This window comes from Desulfovibrio simplex (genome assembly GCF_055387835.1).
In genome coordinates this window covers 833,768-850,275 of record NZ_AP042377.1, presented here as the reverse complement: position 1 = coordinate 850,275, position 16,508 = coordinate 833,768, and the positions used below count along the sequence as shown (strand labels likewise).

The following is a 16,508-nucleotide window of genomic DNA, read 5'->3' as shown; positions in this document are numbered from 1 at the left end:
CGCCCGCCCGAAAACATGCATACCCCTTTTTCAATCCCGGCCCTGCTGCTCATGTTCGCCATCCTGTGGCCCATGACTGGATCAGCGAATGATGCCGCAAGCAACCGCTCCGCGTCTGAACAACAAAAGAATGACGCGCCTTCCGAAACAGACGCAAAATCCGCTGCCCCGCCGCCCGGCTCTGAACCGGCTCCCGATAAAAAAGAAGCCGAAAAACAACCCGAAAACGCGCTTCAGGATCAGGCGGGCGACAGCGGCAACGCCCCCGATACAAACAGCGACACGCAGTCAGACCCCCCTGCTGATGCCCTGCCACCCACTCTGCGTTCACGAGAATTGCCGCCGCTCAAAGAAATGATAACATCTGGCTTTGGCCCGCGCCGTATGCCCACATGGCTAAGCCGCCGGGGCATGGTGGTGCGGGATCACACCGGCATCGACCTGCGCGCCCACCAGAACTGGCCGGTAGTGGCCTTTCGGAGCGGCACGGTCATCCATGCGGGCAAGGACGGAATGTCGGGCATTGTGGTGGACATACGTCAGGATGACGGCATGACGGCGCGTTACGCCCATTTGGGGAAAACGCTGGTGAGCAAGGGTCAGGAGGTAACGCAGGGAACGCCCGTGGGACTGGTGGGCTGCACAGGCCGCACAACCGGCGCCCACCTGCACTTCGGCCTGCGGGACGCGTCGGGCAAACTTGTGGACCCCCTGCCATTTCTGAGCAGGGGCGAAGACCTTTTGCGTCCGGCGCCGGAAGACATACCGGAGCAACTCACGCCGCAGACCTGCGGCCCAGTGACGCGGGGGCCTGACGGCCGCCCGGCGCGGACGGGGCGCAGCCTCAAGGAGCTTAAGGAGCTTGAAAATTTTGCTCCGCCGCCCATTCCCCTCTGGAAAGAAAGACGCTGACAGCCCTTCGTGTAAAAACTCTTCGGCCTGTCAAATTACGGCCCGACACATTACGGCCCGACACATTACGGCGCGGCGCAATTCTGTCTGGCGCGTTACGCCCGGGCGTTTTTTCTGCCCCGCTTTCGGGCTGCGCCGGGGCGTCGCGGGTTTTGCCCGCGGGTGATCAGCATTGTCAGGCCGAGCGTGAGCAAAATCTGCCCGGCAAACAACGTGGGATCACGGTCCATAACGGCGGCCCCGCAGACAAGCGCCGCCCCCGCCGCCATAAGAAGTCTGCGCCGAAAATACAGGCCCAGAGCCTGAACGCCGACTCCCAAAACCAGCATCAGACCCCAGGCCCATAAAAAAGCAGTATCGGACGACAGCCAGTAAACCTGCGGCTGATCCGCCAACAGCAGCCCTGCGGCAGATACGCCCCGGCCACTGCCGTGAAGCAGTTTTTCAGCGGCGTTGGCCATGGCAGGGCTGCCCGACACAGGCTATTCCCACACCAGTGCGCACCATTCTCCGTCCAGAACGCGGCGGGGCTTGGGCAGGCATTGGGCCGTATAGGCTTCTTCCACTCTGTCGGCCTGAATCTCCAGCAGCCCCGAAAGGATAAGGCATGCGCCGGGTTTGCAGGCGCGCACGATCAGCGGCGCAAGCTCAATCAGCGGACGGGCCAGAATATTGGCCAGCACGAGATCATAGGTCTTGCCCGGCACGGCATCTATGCTGCCCTGCCGCACTTCAAAGCCTTCCACATGGTTGAGCACGCGGTTTTCCAGAGCGTTTTCCACCGCGAGAGCGTCAATGTCGAGTCCTTCGCCCTTGAGTCCGCTTTTGCAGCAGGCAATGCCAAGCACGCCGGAGCCTGTGCCCAGATCCAGGAAGGTTTCGCCCGGCGACACGCGCCCGGCGTCGATCAGATCGCTCAGCACCATGAGGCACAGGGCTGTGGTCGCGTGGTGGCCCGTACCAAACGCGCTTTTAGGTTCAATGAGTACCTTGGTGCGGCCAGGAAAGTCCTCACTGTCGGCCAGCCAGGGGGGCAAGACCACAAAGCGCCTGCCGCAGGGCACGGGCGTGAAAAACTGCCGCCACGCTGCCAGCCAGTCCTGCGCTTCAAGCGTGTGTACCGTGCATTTTGCGCCGGGAATGCGCCCTTCAATGACATTGCGCAAACCCTCAATAAAGTCGGCGTTCTCGCAATGCACGCGAAAGCGGCTTTCGCCCGTGGGCAGGCTTTCTTCTTCCCACCCGAAAGAAACTTCAAGGGTCAGAAGGCCCAGGGCAAGGTCATAGGCATCTTCGCCCACAAGTATCTCAAGCTGAAAAATAGTGTTCATTATCCATCTCTGTTTTGCTGTGACAGGTCGAAATTCCTTTCCAGCATGCCAGATTTTGCCTTTGCGGTCGAGTGCGTCATACCCCAGCGGCCCGGAATCCGGGCGATACGCCTGCTCCAATCCTGGCCGCGCCCCGCCAGCTGTCGCGGAACCATATGGCGTATTGCCATGCAGGGAGATTCCGGGTAAAAAAAGTGGATTGCAATCCCGCTGTAATCCGCTTTTTTCTGGTGCTATTTCACCCTGAAACGGCTCTGCGACTGCGGGAATCGGTGCCCCCCGCAAAGGCGCAAGCGCAGCTTCAGCCGTTGCCGCAGGCTTGCCTGAACCGTTGACGGAACCGTCTTACGGGGCAAGACAGCATCGCTACGGATGCTTCAAGTGTTGTGACGCAGGAAACTACGCTTGAAGACAGCATGCGTAACGCACGGCTTGTCCCATACAGTCGCTGTCGTTATCCGTAAGCCCTGCGGGCGCGTTAGCCGTTGCAGCGTCAGCGGCTTACGGATAACGACAGCGACTCTTTGAGTAAGATTTTTGCGTAACTCATTGCCGTCTTTATCCGTAGCTTCCTGCGTCGCAACGGCTGAAGCCCGCGTCACAACGGCTAAAGCAACGGCTGCCGCGAAGACAGCACCGCTATCTGTCTGCGCTGTTACGCGCCCAAGCCGGCGTGTCAAAAACTTTGGGAATGCACATTCTCAAAGGTACTCTGCTCTTAAGGAAAGTAAATGCCTACAAGCACGGAAGAACTGGAAAAACTTCTCGCCGTGATCCGCGCCGATTTTGATGTGGATTTCGAGCCCATGCAGGTTGATGAAAATCCCCTGCAAATCCTGTCCATCCATAACATGCAGTCCCACCTGGACAAACTGCTGAAAAAACGCGCCATCCGCGATCCGCTGAAAGACCTGCCCCTCTGGGCCAAGGTATGGCCCGGCTCCTTTGTGCTGGGTCGCCTGCTGCGCAAATATGAACCGCAGGGCAAAAGCCTGCTGGAACTTGGCGCTGGCTGCGGCGTGCTCAGCCTTGTGGCGGCCCGTTACGGCTTCAGCCGCATCGTGCTCAGCGACGTGGTTGAGGAGGCCCTGCGCTTTGCCCGCGCCAACGTGTTGCGCAACGACCTCCAGGACATCGTGGAAGTCGCCCGCGTGGATGTGACCGCCCCCGGCCGCGACCCACGTTTCAGCCAGGGATTTGACATCATGGCCGCTTCGGAAATTCTTTATCTTGAAGAACTGCACAGACCGCTGGTAAAGTTTGTTGACCGCCATCTGGCCCCCGGCGGCAAGGCCCTGTTCTGCACCGACATGGCCCGGGCCAAACCCCATTTCGCCAAGCTGGCCGCCAAGACCTTCAAGGTGACCGAAGGCCGCATAGGCGTCAAAACCCACGATGATAACGGCGAGGAACAGCGCCGCATTTACAGCATCCTGATTTTGGAGCGCCCATGAACAGCCACCTGCCTTGCATCCATCTTGCCCCATGCCCCAAGGGCTACACCCGCGACCTCGACAAGACCATGAGCCCGCCGCAGACCATTGCGCGCGTCAAGCAACGTCTGGCTGAGGCCGACCTGGACATTCTGGCCCGCACCAAAAGGGTTGATGTAAACCGGCTGGGCATTCCCGTATTTTTGAGCGTGTGCGGCGCAGATGCCCGGCGCGTCATGCCCACGCGCAAACAGATGGGCAAGGGCTCCTCGCCGGAACAGGCCGAAGCATCTGCCCTTATGGAACTGATGGAACGCTTTGCCTTTTTCAGCTTCTGGCAGGATCGCCCGCACATGGTGCGCGCCACGTGGAGCGAGGCTGAAGCCCGCTTCGGCGAAGCCCTGCTGCCGCTGGACGAAATGCTGCGCTCTGTCAACGAGCAGCTGGACGCGACAAAAGCGCGCAGGGTGCTGGACCTTATCAGCTGGAATTTCTACCCGGCCACGCGCCTGCCTGATGAAAGCACGGTGTGGCTGCCCCTTGACTGGTTCAAACTGCTTGGCGAATTCAACGGCACTTCAGCGGGCAACAGTGCAGAGGAATCCCTGCTTCAGGGTCTCAGCGAACTGATCGAGCGCCACGTCTGCTGCCTGGTGGACCGCGAACGCCTCGCCACGCCCACCATTGATCCCGCCACCTGCCAGGACCCCGTGCTCTGCCAGCTGCTTGAAGCCTTTGCCAGGGAAGGCGTGCACATCATGCTCAAGGATTTTTCCCTGAACATGCCCCTGCCAACGGTGGCGGCCATTGCCTGGGACCCGTCCACGCTGGGCCAGAGTTCGGAAATCGTGTTCACGGCGGGCACGGCGGCCTCTCCGGCCAAGGCGGCCATCCGCGCCGTAACCGAAATCGCCCAGCTTGCGGGAGATTTTTGCACCAATGCCTGCTACGAGGCGTCCGGTCTGTCCAAATTCAACACCCTTGAAGAGGCTGCGTGGCTGTTCGAAGGCCCCTCCGTCAGTCTGGACAGCCTGCCCACGGTGGAAGACAGCGACATCCGACAGGAACTGCTCACGGCTCTCAAGGGCCTGCGTCCAATGACCATGTACGCTGTGGAAACGACCCATCAACGTCTGGGCATTCCCACGCATTATACCATAGTGCCCGGTATGGCGTTCAGGGAGCGTGACCGCAATCAGAGCCTGGGACTTTTCGTGGGCCGCAAGCTGGTGGAAGAGGCCGACGCCGCAACCGCCCTGGACGGCCTCAAGGTTCTTGAGGAGTGCTATCCTACGGCGCATTTTCTGCCCTTTTTCAGGGGAATGCTGGCCCTGCGCGCCGAAGATTGGGCCAGTGCCCGCGACCTGTTTGCCGAGGCCATCCCCCTGCAACCCGACGCGGACGCCCAGGCTCTGGCGGCCTTTTACCAGGGGTATACCGACACCCTTCAGGGCCAGTGGGCCGAAGCCATATCCGCGCTGGCCAAGGCTGTGGAACTGTGCCCGGAAATGAAAGAGTACGGAAACCTTCTGGGCGTGGCCCATTTCAAGACCGGCAACTACGCTATGGCTGCCGACGCTTTTGCCGCCGTGCTGCGCGTGGACAAGGGCTCTGCAATGGATCTGGCAAATCTTGGCCTGTGTGAAAAATTCATGGGCGAGAATGAAAAAGCACGGCGGCATCTGACCGCAGCGCTTGAGCTTGACCCCGGTCTGGATTTTGCCCGTCAGCATCTGGCCCAGTTGGAGGGATAACCCGGCTGACGCCAGCAGGAGCTATTTCACCTTGAAATGCTTTGTGGGGGAGGGACCCTTTTGTAAAAGGGTCTCCTCCCCCACAAAGCATTTCACACAACGCCATATTCACAACAACCTGCCTTAAAAACCGTAAAATCCCAGCACGCTGCGCGTCAGCACCACGCAGCGGGCCGACGTGCCTGGCGCGGGCAAGGGGTTGGCCCCGGGGTCAACGCTGACGCGCACAGGAACATACATCGCGGGATTGGCCGCAGCTTCCGCGCGCTTGCCGTTCTGCGCACCTTGCTGCCCGGTGGGGAGCGCCTGCGGCGCAAGAACATCCTGCACCGTGCCGCGCAGGCTCTGCCCATCTTCAAGCTCAATGCGGCAGGGCTGGCCGGGCTGGATGAAATCCGCACCTTCTCCCATAAAATAGGCCTGAATCCAGTAGTTTTCCTTTACCGAAGCCCCTTCGGGCAGAAGCAGAATCAAGGCCTCGCCTCGCTGCGCCGGCTGCCCGGCAACGCCCAAAACCCGCAGCACACGGCTGTCAACGGGCGCATACAGATCGGCGTCCGCCAGTACAGGCGGTGTCCCCTGGGCGCGGGGAGGCACAGGCGCGTACCGCTGCTGTGACGCCATCTGCTTGAAGCGCAGCATCTCCTGCCGGACGCGGCCAAGCTCCTGTTCCAGGGCAGCGCGCATGCGGCTGGCTTCTTCAAACTCCACCTTGGCCTGTTCCATATGTCTGCGGGCCTGCGCCTCGGCCTGACTGGCCTCGGCATACCTGCTTTTGCCGACGGATCGTTCACCGCCCTGACTGTCAATGGTGCGCAGATGCAATTGCAGCCGCACGTGCGTGGCCACGCGCTCCTGACGCAATTGCTGCTTGACGTCTTCTTCATTTCTGGCCAAAGCCAGACGGCGCACCATATCCTGTTCCGCATCCTGCGCGGCTTTCAGTCTGGCGGCGGCCTCTTCCATAGTGGGCGGCCCAGCCATGCCGCGCAAGGCCGCGGCTTCCCGCCCCGCCTCGCCAAGCCTGCCCTGATAGGCCCTGGCGTTCATGCGCAGCAAGGGCTGCCCACGCCGCACCCTGTCCCCTTCCTTAACGTAAAAAGCCTCGACCGGGGCGGAAAATTCGGGGGCGACCACATGCACCATGGCGTCCAGCATGGCCCGCTCACTGGTAACACGCCCCTGGGCCAGCCACCAGAGCAGGCCACCCGCAAGCAGCAATAAAAGCGCCCACAAAGGAATGAGGCGTAGCCACAGCGGCCGGAGGCTGCCTTTTTTACGGGCGGGCATTTCGATATAAAGGGCTTCGGACATGGCAATTCCTTGGCTTGGAGCGTGGCATTTGACCCTGAAAATGGTATGCAGATACCGTACCAGATTTTACGCATGTTTATGTAAAACACGCTTTACAAGGACGGTGCGGACGCATACAAAGGCTGCAACGCCGCATTTCCCGGCTTCAATGTCAAAACTCCGCCAGGAGAACACACCGTCATGTCCATCGCGCGTTTTTGCGTCCTGCTTTGTCTGGGCGGCCTGCTTTTTGGCTGCTCCACCCGCCCCGTTGTTGTGGTAGAAAAAGATCAGTTTATCCGCATGGCCAGGGCCATGCCCAAGGAGCTTCAGGCTCGCAACCTGCTCGACGACCAGGGTTCCTACGTGGCCCCCATGTCGTTTGCAGGCTATAAAAACTATGGTGATGAGCTTTTCCGGCGGCTTTCGCCGTCGTTCATGTTTGGCGAAACCACGCACGACGTGTACCTGGGCGCCACCTTTGCCGCGACCATACTTCCTGACAGCCGCGTCAAGCAATGGGATAACGGTTTTCGCATCAGCCACGCCACGCAGACCATAACCGTCAACATGGTGGCCATTGCCGACTGGAATAATGACGGACAGGATGAATGGATAGTTTCCTGCATGGTGGAGCCGCGCATGGGCGGGAAGACGCGCACCTACTATCTGCTCGTACCTCCGCCGCAGAACAGCGGTGAAATACTCAAGGGCACTGTGGCCGCCATCAATGAATGCTTTGGCCTGTCCTGCACGGTCTATATCCGCGACAGCAAGATCATTGAACGCACCGCGTCCAACCCGCTTGTGCCGCCCACCGAGGTGCATGATGTGGTGCCCGGCTTGCAGCCCGTCACCGAGCCGCCCAAAAAGGGCCCCGCAAAGGGCGGCCTTGAAGAGCGCAATCTGTAGGGCGCGCTCGCAATGCAACACAACTGAAAAACCCCGGCCATGGCCGGGGTTTTTCATCAGTGAAAGGGAAACTCAGATCTGGACGGCCGGACAGGGAGATGCCTGCGATGCCGCGTGTGGCGTTCACGCCGCCGGGCAGTGCAAAGGCTGCCCTGCCTGAAAACACACTTTCAGAGCCTCAACAGAACTGAGTCCGCTCTGGAGCATTTTACCTTTGGGAAAAGTTACATGCCCTGAAGCTGCACGAGGTGCAATGCGCCGCCATAACATGGCGTGGATTCTGCCTGAAATCGTATTCGGGGGCAGAATGACAAATTGCAATGTGAAGCATTTCAAAGTTACCCAGGTCTAATCGCACACGCCATCATGCTCCGCCCCCGCGGGCACGGTGCATGCTTCCTGACGTTTGCCGGTTCCGTTGCATTCAAAGCAGGTGGTATTATCCTGATTTTTTCCCGTGCCGGAGCAGGCGGGACAGGTGGTGTAATCGTCGTCCATTTTTTTCTCAGCCATAGGAATCCTCCTTTTTCGGCTAATTTGTAATTCACCCTATCACACTTGCCGCAAAAGATACAGCCCGCCCGATGGCTTTTGGCCGTCAGGCGGGCTGACAAACAGACGCGGCCGAAAATGGTCTAGTACTGGCTACGTGCGGCTGCGCGGCAAAAAGAGGTTGAGCGCCACACCCGTCACAGCCGCAAGGCCTATGCCGCCCAGCTTGAAACTGCCGATGCTGAACTGCATGCCGCCAACGCCAAAGATAATGATGAGGGCCACGATGATCATGTTTCTTGGCTCCATCAGGTCTTTTCCGGCGCGCACGAGGGTGTTCAGGCCCACCACCATGATGGCCCCGAAGAGCAGAATCATGATGCCCCCCATAACCGGTACGGGTATGGACGACAAAAACGCGCCGATCTTGGACACAAAGGAGAGCAGAATGGCCGTCAGCGCCGCCCAGGTCATGACGGCAGGGTTGAATACCCTGGTCAGGCTCACCGCGCCGATAACTTCAGCGTAGGTTGTACAGGGCGGCCCGCCCACCATGCCCGCAACCATAGTGGCGACGCCGTCGCCAAACATGGTGGTGTGCACGCCGGGGTCTTTGAGGTAGTCCTTGCCGGTAATGGAGCTGATGGCCACAACGTCGCCAAAATGCTCAATGGCCGGGGCCAGGGTTATGGGCATGATGAAAAGGATGGGTTCCCAGGCAAATTCGGGAAAGGTAAAATGCGGCAGGCTCATCCACGGGGTGGCGGCCACCTTTGCCCAGTCGCCGAGGCCAAGATACAGTGATACCGCAAAACCGGCCGCAATACCGCACAATATGGGCATAAGCCGCAAAAAGCCCTTGCCCAGCAATGACACCAAAACCGTGACCAGCAAGGATGTCATTGAAACCCACAAAGCCGTTTCTTCCGGCACAAGCTGCACCGCGCCGTCGCCGGTCTTGCCCAGGGCCATGTGCACCGCTACCGGGGCCAGAATCAGCCCGATAACCATGATGACAGGCCCGGTAACCACAGGCGGCAGCACGCGCAGCACCACATCAATGCCGCGCCAGCGGATGAGGGCGCTCAGGATAAAGTAAACAAAACCCGAAAAGACCAGACCGCCGAGGGTCTGGGCCATGCCCCAGGTCTGCACCCCGTAGATGATGGGCGCAATAAAGGCAAAGGACGACGCAAGAAAGATGGGCACCTTGCCCCTGGTGCATACCTGAAACAGCAACGTGCCGACGCCAGCGGTAAACAGGGCGACATTACTGTCAAGGCCGGTAAGAATGGGCACCAGCACCAATGCGCCAAAGGCCACAAAAAGCATCTGCGCGCCGATCAGGCAGTCCCTGAAGCGCAGGTTATAGTCGGTGGGCAGATATTCCCGCCGTGGGCTGGCTGAGCTCATATGCGGCCTCGATGGTTTTACAGGGTGGATGCGGAGTTACTTGGTGCCGAAAATACGGTCCCCGGCATCGCCGAGACCAGGGATGATATAGCCGTTTTCATTGAGGTGGTCGTCAATGGCGGCGGTATATATATCCACATCAGGGTGCGCCGCCTGTACTCTGGCGATGCCTTCCGGCGCGCAGACCAGGTTGAGGCTGCATATGTTGCGGCAGCCATGGCGCTTCAAAAGTTCTATGGTGGCGATGAGCGAGCCGCCCGTGGCCAGCATGGGGTCAAGAATAATGGCGAGCCGCTGGTCCATGTCGCTGGCGAGCTTGACGTAGTATTCCACCGGCTGCAGGGTTTCTTCATTGCGGTACAGGCCCACAACGCTGATCTTGGCGCCGGGTATCATGTCCAGCACGCCGTCCATAAGGCCGATGCCCGCGCGCAGGATGGGCACAACAGTGACCTTCTTGCCGGAAATGGCCTCAATTTCAACAGGCCCGGCCCACCCTTGCACCGTGTGCCTCTCGGTGCGAAAACTCTTGGTGGCTTCATAAATAAGCAGACCTGCCACTTCATTGGATACGCTGCGAAATTCACTGGTGGAGGTGGACTCCATACGCAAAATACCAATCTTGTGGCGAACAAGAGGATGATCTACAACATAAACTGCCATGGAGCCTCCTTGTAGGCACTGGCTAACGTGCTGTTTTAATGGGACATAAATCTGAATAAGGTTATTCTTGAGGCAGGCGCTTGTCAAGTAATATACCTGACCTACGTGCCATGTTTCTATTGCCGTCCGCTTCCTCTTGCGCGTCGCGGCAGATGGTGACAAAATATTTTAAACGCAAATAATTCGGAGGAACCCCATGCCCGCCAAAGTTTATTATACAGACAGCCAATCCCGTTCCCATGAAGAAAGCAATCTCGCTAAAGTGGCTCGTCTGTGCGATGCCCTTAACTTCAAAAAATTCATCAAAAAAGGTGAGTTGACCGCAGTCAAATTGCATTTTGGCGAATACGGCAACGATACGCACCTGAACCCCACTCTGGTGCGTCAGGTTATCAACAAAATCACCGCCGCTGGCGGCAAGCCTTTTCTTACGGATAGCACAACGCTGTATTCCGGCAGCAGGCACAATGCGGTTGACCATCTGCAAACAGCCTATTTGCAAGGATTTTCACCTTCAGTGGTGGCCGCGCCCGTGGTTATCGCCGACGGGCTGTTCGGCGATAATGACGTGCCGGTGCGCGTCAACTGCAAACATTTCAAACAAGTCCATATCGCTACAGAAATCAGCAAGGCTCCGGCCTTGGTGGTGCTGAGCCATTTCAAGGGACATCAGATGGCCGGGTTCGGCGGCGCCATCAAGAATCTCGCCATGGGCGGCGCTTCGGTACGCGGCAAGAGGGAGCAGCACGCCACCCATGTGAGCGTGAGCGAAGATACCTGTATCGGCTGCGGCAAATGTGTGCGCGCCTGTCCTCAGGATGCCCTGAGCATGCACAAGAAAAAAAGCAAGGTGGACATATCCCTCTGTGTGGGCTGCTTTGAATGCATGACCGTCTGTCCCGCAGCAGCCATCAGCGTTGACTGGGAAACGGAAGTGGAACCCTTCATGGAGCGCATGACCGAGTACGCCTATGGCGTGGTCAAGGGCAGAAAAAAACGCATCTGCTATATCAACTTTGTACTCAACGTCACGCCGGACTGTGACTGCGTGGGTTGGAGCGACATGCCGATGGTGCCCAACATTGGCATACTGGCCTCCACCGACCCCGTCGCCCTGGACCAGGCGTGCTTTGACCTTGTAAACAAGGCCCCCAGCCTGAGCGGTGAATGCTGTGATAAAAAAGGCAGCCAGGACAAATTCACGGCGCGCTGGCCCCATACCCTTGGCCCGGTGCAGCTGAAGTACGGTGAAGAAATCGGCCTCGGCAGCCGCAAATACGATCTTGTAAAAATTTAGCGCGCCAGAGCAGATTAACGTTGAAAAGCTTTGTGGGGGAGGGACCCTTTTGCAAAAGGGTCCCTCCCCCACACCCCCACCCCCTAAAACTCTTATCGCACTTTTTTGTCTCGCAAGGTGTTTTCTGTACCGAAGCGAGAGGCCAGAGACGGCCCTTCCAGCACACCACCCCAAAGTTATTATGCTTCAACCCGCGCTAGGGCATCTCCCCGCGTGCCCGCTCAAGGACACTCCCAATTACTGATTGCCGAGCTCTGAATTCCTGGTCTAGGCTACCGAGTTTCTATTTCCGATTCCCCCGCGCACGACAGGTGTGGCAAGACCTGCACCACGGGCCATAATTTCTGCTTTTCGCATCTGAAACCGCCATCCCTCTCAGGCTCTGCCCTTTTAAAAATAAGCTACTTAGCTGTATTTATTGAAGAGACTTGCGTGGCAGTGGGTGCAATGCTATTTTTCGGCCACGGAGGCCTCATGGACGTGCCCTTACTTTATGAAATAGTCACCATTTTTCTGCTTTCCATCTTCGTCACCGTTACCTGCAACAAAATCAAGCTGCCCGCCACGGTGGGTTTTCTGCTTACGGGCGTTTTGTGCGGCCCTTCGTTGCTCGGCATAGTCAGCGACCGTGACGCCATTGACCATGTGGCCGAAATCGGCGTGGCCATGCTGCTGTTCACCATAGGCATGGAGCTTTCGGGTGAGGCCCTCAACCGGCTGAAACGGCCGGTTTTTCTGGGCGGCAGCCTGCAAATCGGGCTTACGGTTCTGGCCGTCATGGGCCTTGCCCTTTTTGGCGGCTACACCTATCAGCAGGGCATCTTTATGGGATGTCTGGTCGCGCTTTCGTCCTCGGCCGTTGTGCTGCGCATCATGCAGGAGCGCGGTTCGACCAATACGCCGACGGGCCGTCTGTCTCTTGCCATTCTGGTTTTTCAGGACATCATGGTGGCCCCCATGCTGCTGTGCGTGCCCCTGCTTTCCGGCACCCTCGACCTCTCGCTGAAAGACGCCCTTTTTTCCACCCTGTGGGTGGTTCTGGCGTTGGGGGGGGTACTGCTTTTCGCGCGCTTCGGCCTTGACCGCCTCATGGAGGCGGTGGTGCGAACCCGCACCAGAGAAATTCTCCTGCTCACCACCCTGGGTCTGTGCCTCGGCATGGCCCTGCTGACAAACACTCTGGGCCTTTCGCTGTCGCTGGGCGCGTTTATGGCAGGCCTTCTGCTGGCCCGCTCCGAATACAGCATGAGCGTCATTTCGGGTATTCTACCCTACCGCGACGTTTTCATGAGCCTTTTTTTCATCTCCGTGGGCATGATGCTCAACGTGGATTTTTTCGGCCAGCACTTCTTTTCCATCATCGGGCTCACGGCCCTGTTCATCGTGGTCAAAAGCCTGCTCACCCTGCCCGCCGTTCTGGTGCAGGGCTATCCCCTGCGCGCGGCCATCATCACCTCCCTTTCACTGGCGCAGGTGGGCGAATTTGGCTTTGTTCTGGCTGCATCGGGCCTGAGCGCCGGGCTTTTCGACATGGAAGCCTATCAGAACTTTCTGGATGTCAGCGTGCTGACCATGATGCTTACCCCCGGTCTCATGCTCATTGCCCCGCGCCTGGCTGACATGCTGGCCGGTCAGCAGAGCGCGTCCGCGCAGGCGGTGCAAGAATCCGACGAAGGTGAAAGCCATCTGAAAGATCACCTTATCATCGTGGGCTTCGGCATCAGCGGCAAGCATCTGGCCCACGTGGCCAAGGAATCGGGCATTGAATACACCATTCTTGAAATGAACCCCGAAACCGTCAGCCGATACCGCCACAAAGAACCCATTGCCCACGGCGACGCCTCGCAGCCCGTGGTGCTGGAGCATCTTGGCGTCACCAGGGCGCGGGTGCTTGTTATCGTCATTTCCGACCCTTCGGCCGTGAGGGCCATTACCATTGAGGCCCGCCGTTTCAATCCCAACCTGCACATCATTGCCCGCACGCGGTTTGTGACCGAAGTGGCGGCGTTGCGGCAACTGGGCGCGGACGAAGTCATTGCCGAGGAATTTGAAACCTCCATAGAGATTTTCACCCGCGTTCTCACCCAGTATCTTGTCCCCCGGCAGGATATTGATACGTTTGCGGCCCGCATCCGGCAGGAAAACTACCGCATGATCCGCCGCATGAGTACACCCGAAGACTCGCTGAGCAGTACAATAAACCGCCTGCCGGACATGGGCGTGCAAGCCGTGCGCCTTGGGGCGGCCTCGCCCCTGTGCGGACAAAGCCTTGCACAGAGCGAACTGCGCCGCCGCCATGCGGTCACGGTCATCGCCATTCTGCGCGAAGGAATCACCCATGCCTCCCCCGGCGCGGATGACGTGTTCGAACCTGGCGATGTCGTGTACCTTTTTGGCAAAACGGACAAGATCATCGCCATCACGCCGCTTTTTTCCGGCCCGGTGCGCGCATCGGCAAAAAGCAAGGACAGTGGCAAAGAACAGCTCCAACCGGCGCGCTGAGCGGCCCAATCCCTTTTATCAGGAAAGCTTGCGCATTTTTGCGTAGCCGTCTAGGATGTCAGACCACCTTTTGCAACAGCGGCAGGCGGTCTGACATCTTTATTTTGAGGACCATATGCAGGAGCTTAATGAATTGCGCAGGCTGCTGGAGCAGACGCGGCGCATTGCCATTGTGGGAGCCAAGGACAAGCCCGGCCAGGCCGTTGATCGCGTGGGCCGCTACCTTATGGACGTGGGCTACGAGGTCTACCCTGTGCACCCCGCGCGCGCGATGGTATGGGGCCTCACGGCCTACCCCGATCTGGCGGCCCTGCCCTGCCCCGTGGATATCATCAATCTTTTTCGCGCTCCCCAGTGTTGCCCGGACCACGCCCGCGAAGTACTGGCCTTACCCTGGCGGCCTTCGCTTTTCTGGATGCAACTGGGCATACGGTCGCCCGAAGCGCGCGCGCTGTTGACCTCCACAGGCATCACCGTGGTTGAAGACGCCTGCATCATGGTGGAACACGCCCAACTGCTGCCCAACGCTGCCAAGACTCAAGGATAAACTCATGCCTGTTGCACCGGATACGGTTTTCGATTGCCGCATGTGCGGCCACTGCTGCGAAGGCAGCGGCGGCATTGTGGTCAGCCCCACTGACCTTGCGCGCCTCGCTGCCCACATGGGGCAGAGCCCGGAAACCGTTGTTGATCGTTACTGCTACCACGCTGGCGGCAAACTGAAGATACGCAGCGGTTCCGACGGCTACTGCGTTTTTTTCAAACAGGGCCGGGGCTGCGGCGTACACGGGGGCAAACCCGCCATATGCCGTGCGTGGCCCTTTTTTCGCGGCAATATCGAAGATTCCGCCAGTCTTTCTATGGCCAAGGAGTTCTGCCCCGGCATCCACCCGGAAACCCGGCACGCCGACTTTGCCCAGGCCGGACGCGACTACCTGCTGCAAAACGGCCTGCTGGCCAATGACAGCAGTTGCGAAGCCAACGCCCTTATCCTCAAGTAAGTTATGCGACGCCGCACCCGCCAGATATCGCTCAAGGAATGCTACGCCATTCTCAAACTTGAGAAGGACGCCGACCTTGCAGCAGTAAAAAGGGCTTACCGCAGGCGCGCCTTTGAACTTCACCCCGACCTGAACCCCGGAAACGCCGAGGCCAGCCGGGATTTTCAGTTGCTTAACGAGGCATATGTCGCTCTTTCCGGCATTCTCACCCATGAGGATGAGGTGAGAAAAAAGAGCGAAGCCCGCCAGGAAGCGCAGAAAGAAGCGCGGCAGGAAGCACGCAAAAGCAAAAAGGAAAGCGCGAGCGATAAAAACCCTGGCCCGGCCAAGGCAAAACAGGAAGACAAAGGCGCGTCCCAGCCCCCGCCCTCCGGCGAAGAAGAGGCAAAAACCCCAGGAAGCCAGGGGAAGGAGCAAAGCGCCGGGCAGGCCGACACGGCGCAAGGCGGACAAAACGGCGCGGAGGATAAAGCCGCCGCCGGAGAGAAGGCCGGAAGCTCCCGCGCCGACGCCGCGGGAGCGGCATATGCCGAGCAGGACGTGCTGCGCGACCTGCTTAATGATCCTTTTGCCCGCCGCGTTTTTGAAGATATTTACAGCGAGTTGAACAAGCAGCAGGCAGAGAAAGCGCAGCAGGAAGGACCGCGACAGCAAGAGGCGGAATCCGCCCCGCAGAACCGCGCAAAACCCAAGGCGGCAAAAGTAAAGAAAAACGCCGCACTGCATAAAGAGAATCTGGCCGGGGCCACAGCCACATGGTCTTCTGAAATGGCCCGTGGCGTCACCGGCATGGTCAAGGACTGGCTGCGCCGCCAGATTGACGAAGAACAAAGCCTTACCCTGCCCGCAAGCAACCTGGCGCCGGGCTGCCGCGTGCGCCTTCAGATCCGCCAGGGTCTTCAGGCAGAACTCAAAACCGTTGAAATAACTCTGCCTCCGGATTTTGCGGTGGGCAGGCCCATTCGCCTGCGCGGCCTGGGCAAACGCGTGGGGCCGTGGCAAGGCGACCTCTATCTGACACTGTATACAGAATAGCGTCATACGCAGTCAGGCCGGACGGATGCACACTGTCCGGCTTTTTTTGCTTTTATTCCGCCCTTGCCGCAAGGCAACTTCCGCCACATGGCGGCGTTCCGCATCAGGCATGCAGTGCGCCGTTCTTTTGCCCAAAACAGGCAGGCTATAACCATTATCAATCATGAAAACTGTTTGACATATTTGTGATGGCATGAAATTATATTCACAAGAATTCTCAACAGTGTTGCAAATATCCAGCCCAGCGCGAATGACGATCATGAGAGAGCTTGCTGCTTGACAGCGCGCCGAAGGGGCAAGAGCAATCGAAACTCTCAGGCAAAAGGATCATGGTCGGACGCACTCTGAAGTTGGCAAACGCTAATGACAGAAGTTGAACCTCTTGAGCGGAATGACTTGTCATGGCGTTGTTCTATTTCTATGGCTCCGCCCTGGTGCGCGGCCCTTCTAAGGTGCATACCCAGCACTGA

Annotated in this window: 16 protein-coding genes and 1 riboswitch; of the genes, 9 read left to right on the top strand and 7 right to left on the bottom strand. The window is 58.8% G+C overall.

Translation table 11 applies throughout. From position 1 onward, the window contains the following. Nucleotides 1–15: 15 nt before the first annotated feature. Nucleotides 16–912 carry a M23 family metallopeptidase gene (locus ACZ5DH_RS03485; protein WP_464255768.1) on the top strand — a complete coding sequence of 299 codons (897 nt, stop codon included), beginning with the start codon at nucleotides 16–18 and terminating at the stop codon, nucleotides 910–912. Nucleotides 913–1,007: 95 nt separating this feature from the next. On the opposite strand, the gene ACZ5DH_RS03480 is transcribed toward ACZ5DH_RS03485, so the two are convergent. Together ACZ5DH_RS03480 and ACZ5DH_RS03475 are read right to left on the bottom strand one after the other, a co-directional pair. Next, nucleotides 1,008–1,391, bottom strand: a complete 384-nt coding sequence (locus ACZ5DH_RS03480) for a hypothetical protein (RefSeq protein ID WP_464255767.1) — start codon at nucleotides 1,389–1,391, stop codon at nucleotides 1,008–1,010. A gap of 3 nt (nucleotides 1,392–1,394) precedes the next feature. Next, nucleotides 1,395–2,243, bottom strand: a complete 849-nt coding sequence (locus ACZ5DH_RS03475; protein WP_464255766.1) for a 50S ribosomal protein L11 methyltransferase — start codon at nucleotides 2,241–2,243, stop codon at nucleotides 1,395–1,397. Nucleotides 2,244–2,974: 731 nt separating this feature from the next. On the opposite strand from ACZ5DH_RS03475, the gene ACZ5DH_RS03470 reads away from it, so the two are divergent. Both ACZ5DH_RS03470 and ACZ5DH_RS03465 read left to right on the top strand, forming a co-directional pair. Then, complete coding sequence (locus tag ACZ5DH_RS03470) at nucleotides 2,975–3,697, top strand: class I SAM-dependent methyltransferase (RefSeq protein WP_464255765.1); 723 nt, start codon at nucleotides 2,975–2,977, stop codon at nucleotides 3,695–3,697. Continuing rightward, nucleotides 3,694–5,430: a YcaO-like family protein gene (locus tag ACZ5DH_RS03465; RefSeq protein WP_464255764.1), complete on the top strand. Its 1,737-nt coding sequence runs from the start codon at nucleotides 3,694–3,696 to the stop codon at nucleotides 5,428–5,430. Before ACZ5DH_RS03470 ends, ACZ5DH_RS03465 begins: the two co-directional genes overlap by 4 nt. A gap of 123 nt (nucleotides 5,431–5,553) precedes the next feature. Here the strand turns inward: ACZ5DH_RS03465 and ACZ5DH_RS03460 are convergent, their stop codons facing one another. After that, nucleotides 5,554–6,744: an HlyD family secretion protein gene (locus ACZ5DH_RS03460; protein WP_464255763.1), complete on the bottom strand. Its 1,191-nt coding sequence runs from the start codon at nucleotides 6,742–6,744 to the stop codon at nucleotides 5,554–5,556. 180 nt (nucleotides 6,745–6,924) lie between these two features. Here ACZ5DH_RS03460 and ACZ5DH_RS03455 point away from each other — a divergent pair, with 180 nt between their 5' ends. After that, nucleotides 6,925–7,635 (top strand): hypothetical protein, encoded by a 711-nt coding sequence (locus ACZ5DH_RS03455; protein ID WP_464255762.1) that lies wholly within the window; start codon nucleotides 6,925–6,927, stop codon nucleotides 7,633–7,635. A gap of 348 nt (nucleotides 7,636–7,983) precedes the next feature. Here the strand turns inward: ACZ5DH_RS03455 and ACZ5DH_RS03450 are convergent, their stop codons facing one another. The 3 genes from ACZ5DH_RS03450 to upp all read right to left on the bottom strand — a co-directional run bounded on the left by ACZ5DH_RS03450 (nucleotide 7,984) and on the right by upp (nucleotide 10,203). Then, a complete protein-coding gene (locus ACZ5DH_RS03450) occupies nucleotides 7,984–8,148 on the bottom strand; it encodes a chaperone protein (protein ID WP_464255761.1) in 165 nt (54 codons plus the stop codon). Between the two features lie 132 nt (nucleotides 8,149–8,280). Next, complete coding sequence (locus ACZ5DH_RS03445; RefSeq protein WP_464255760.1) at nucleotides 8,281–9,540, bottom strand: uracil-xanthine permease family protein; 1,260 nt, start codon at nucleotides 9,538–9,540, stop codon at nucleotides 8,281–8,283. A 36-nt stretch (nucleotides 9,541–9,576) separates the two neighbouring features. Further along, the gene (gene upp / locus ACZ5DH_RS03440; protein ID WP_464255759.1) at nucleotides 9,577–10,203 is read right to left on the bottom strand and encodes a uracil phosphoribosyltransferase; all 627 of its coding nucleotides are present in this window, start codon (nucleotides 10,201–10,203) and stop codon (nucleotides 9,577–9,579) included. Between the two features lie 196 nt (nucleotides 10,204–10,399). Between upp and ACZ5DH_RS03435 the strand changes: the two genes are divergently transcribed. From ACZ5DH_RS03435 to ACZ5DH_RS03415, 5 genes are all read left to right on the top strand, one after another. Continuing rightward, the gene (locus ACZ5DH_RS03435; protein ID WP_464255758.1) at nucleotides 10,400–11,500 is read left to right on the top strand and encodes a DUF362 domain-containing protein; all 1,101 of its coding nucleotides are present in this window, start codon (nucleotides 10,400–10,402) and stop codon (nucleotides 11,498–11,500) included. Nucleotides 11,501–11,974: 474 nt separating this feature from the next. Then, nucleotides 11,975–14,002 carry a monovalent cation:proton antiporter family protein gene (locus ACZ5DH_RS03430; RefSeq protein WP_464255757.1) on the top strand — a complete coding sequence of 676 codons (2,028 nt, stop codon included), beginning with the start codon at nucleotides 11,975–11,977 and terminating at the stop codon, nucleotides 14,000–14,002. A gap of 115 nt (nucleotides 14,003–14,117) precedes the next feature. Continuing rightward, nucleotides 14,118–14,549, top strand: coding sequence for a CoA-binding protein (locus ACZ5DH_RS03425; RefSeq protein ID WP_464255756.1), 432 nt, complete (start codon nucleotides 14,118–14,120; stop codon nucleotides 14,547–14,549). Nucleotides 14,550–14,553: 4 nt separating this feature from the next. Further along, nucleotides 14,554–15,003 carry a YkgJ family cysteine cluster protein gene (locus ACZ5DH_RS03420; protein ID WP_464255755.1) on the top strand — a complete coding sequence of 150 codons (450 nt, stop codon included), beginning with the start codon at nucleotides 14,554–14,556 and terminating at the stop codon, nucleotides 15,001–15,003. Between the two features lie 3 nt (nucleotides 15,004–15,006). Continuing rightward, nucleotides 15,007–16,038: a J domain-containing protein gene (locus ACZ5DH_RS03415; RefSeq protein WP_464255754.1), complete on the top strand. Its 1,032-nt coding sequence runs from the start codon at nucleotides 15,007–15,009 to the stop codon at nucleotides 16,036–16,038. Between the two features lie 12 nt (nucleotides 16,039–16,050). Here ACZ5DH_RS03415 and ACZ5DH_RS03410 read toward each other — a convergent pair whose 3' ends face one another. After that, entirely contained in the window at nucleotides 16,051–16,299 is a 249-nt protein-coding gene (locus tag ACZ5DH_RS03410) for a hypothetical protein (RefSeq protein WP_464255753.1), read from the bottom strand. After that, nucleotides 16,289–16,378, top strand: a riboswitch (glycine riboswitch). (Overlaps the previous gene by 11 nt.) Nucleotides 16,379–16,508: the final 130 nt, after the last annotated feature.

Excerpts from the sequence above, each read along its gene's own strand:
- ACZ5DH_RS03485 (WP_464255768.1), top strand. The coding sequence starts at position 16 with ATGCATACCCCTTTTTCAATCCCGGCCCTGCTGCTCATGTTCGCCATC.
- ACZ5DH_RS03475 (WP_464255766.1), bottom strand. The coding sequence starts at position 2,243 with ATGAACACTATTTTTCAGCTTGAGATACTTGTGGGCGAAGATGCCTAT.
- ACZ5DH_RS03470 (WP_464255765.1), top strand. The coding sequence starts at position 2,975 with ATGCCTACAAGCACGGAAGAACTGGAAAAACTTCTCGCCGTGATCCGC.
- ACZ5DH_RS03465 (WP_464255764.1), top strand. The coding sequence starts at position 3,694 with ATGAACAGCCACCTGCCTTGCATCCATCTTGCCCCATGCCCCAAGGGC.
- ACZ5DH_RS03460 (WP_464255763.1), bottom strand. The coding sequence starts at position 6,744 with ATGTCCGAAGCCCTTTATATCGAAATGCCCGCCCGTAAAAAAGGCAGC.
- ACZ5DH_RS03455 (WP_464255762.1), top strand. The coding sequence starts at position 6,925 with ATGTCCATCGCGCGTTTTTGCGTCCTGCTTTGTCTGGGCGGCCTGCTT.
- ACZ5DH_RS03450 (WP_464255761.1), bottom strand. The coding sequence starts at position 8,148 with ATGGCTGAGAAAAAAATGGACGACGATTACACCACCTGTCCCGCCTGC.
- ACZ5DH_RS03445 (WP_464255760.1), bottom strand. The coding sequence starts at position 9,540 with ATGAGCTCAGCCAGCCCACGGCGGGAATATCTGCCCACCGACTATAAC.
- upp (WP_464255759.1), bottom strand. The coding sequence starts at position 10,203 with ATGGCAGTTTATGTTGTAGATCATCCTCTTGTTCGCCACAAGATTGGT.
- ACZ5DH_RS03435 (WP_464255758.1), top strand. The coding sequence starts at position 10,400 with ATGCCCGCCAAAGTTTATTATACAGACAGCCAATCCCGTTCCCATGAA.
- ACZ5DH_RS03430 (WP_464255757.1), top strand. The coding sequence starts at position 11,975 with ATGGACGTGCCCTTACTTTATGAAATAGTCACCATTTTTCTGCTTTCC.
- ACZ5DH_RS03425 (WP_464255756.1), top strand. The coding sequence starts at position 14,118 with ATGCAGGAGCTTAATGAATTGCGCAGGCTGCTGGAGCAGACGCGGCGC.
- ACZ5DH_RS03420 (WP_464255755.1), top strand. The coding sequence starts at position 14,554 with ATGCCTGTTGCACCGGATACGGTTTTCGATTGCCGCATGTGCGGCCAC.
- ACZ5DH_RS03415 (WP_464255754.1), top strand. The coding sequence starts at position 15,007 with ATGCGACGCCGCACCCGCCAGATATCGCTCAAGGAATGCTACGCCATT.
- ACZ5DH_RS03410 (WP_464255753.1), bottom strand. The coding sequence starts at position 16,299 with ATGATCGTCATTCGCGCTGGGCTGGATATTTGCAACACTGTTGAGAAT.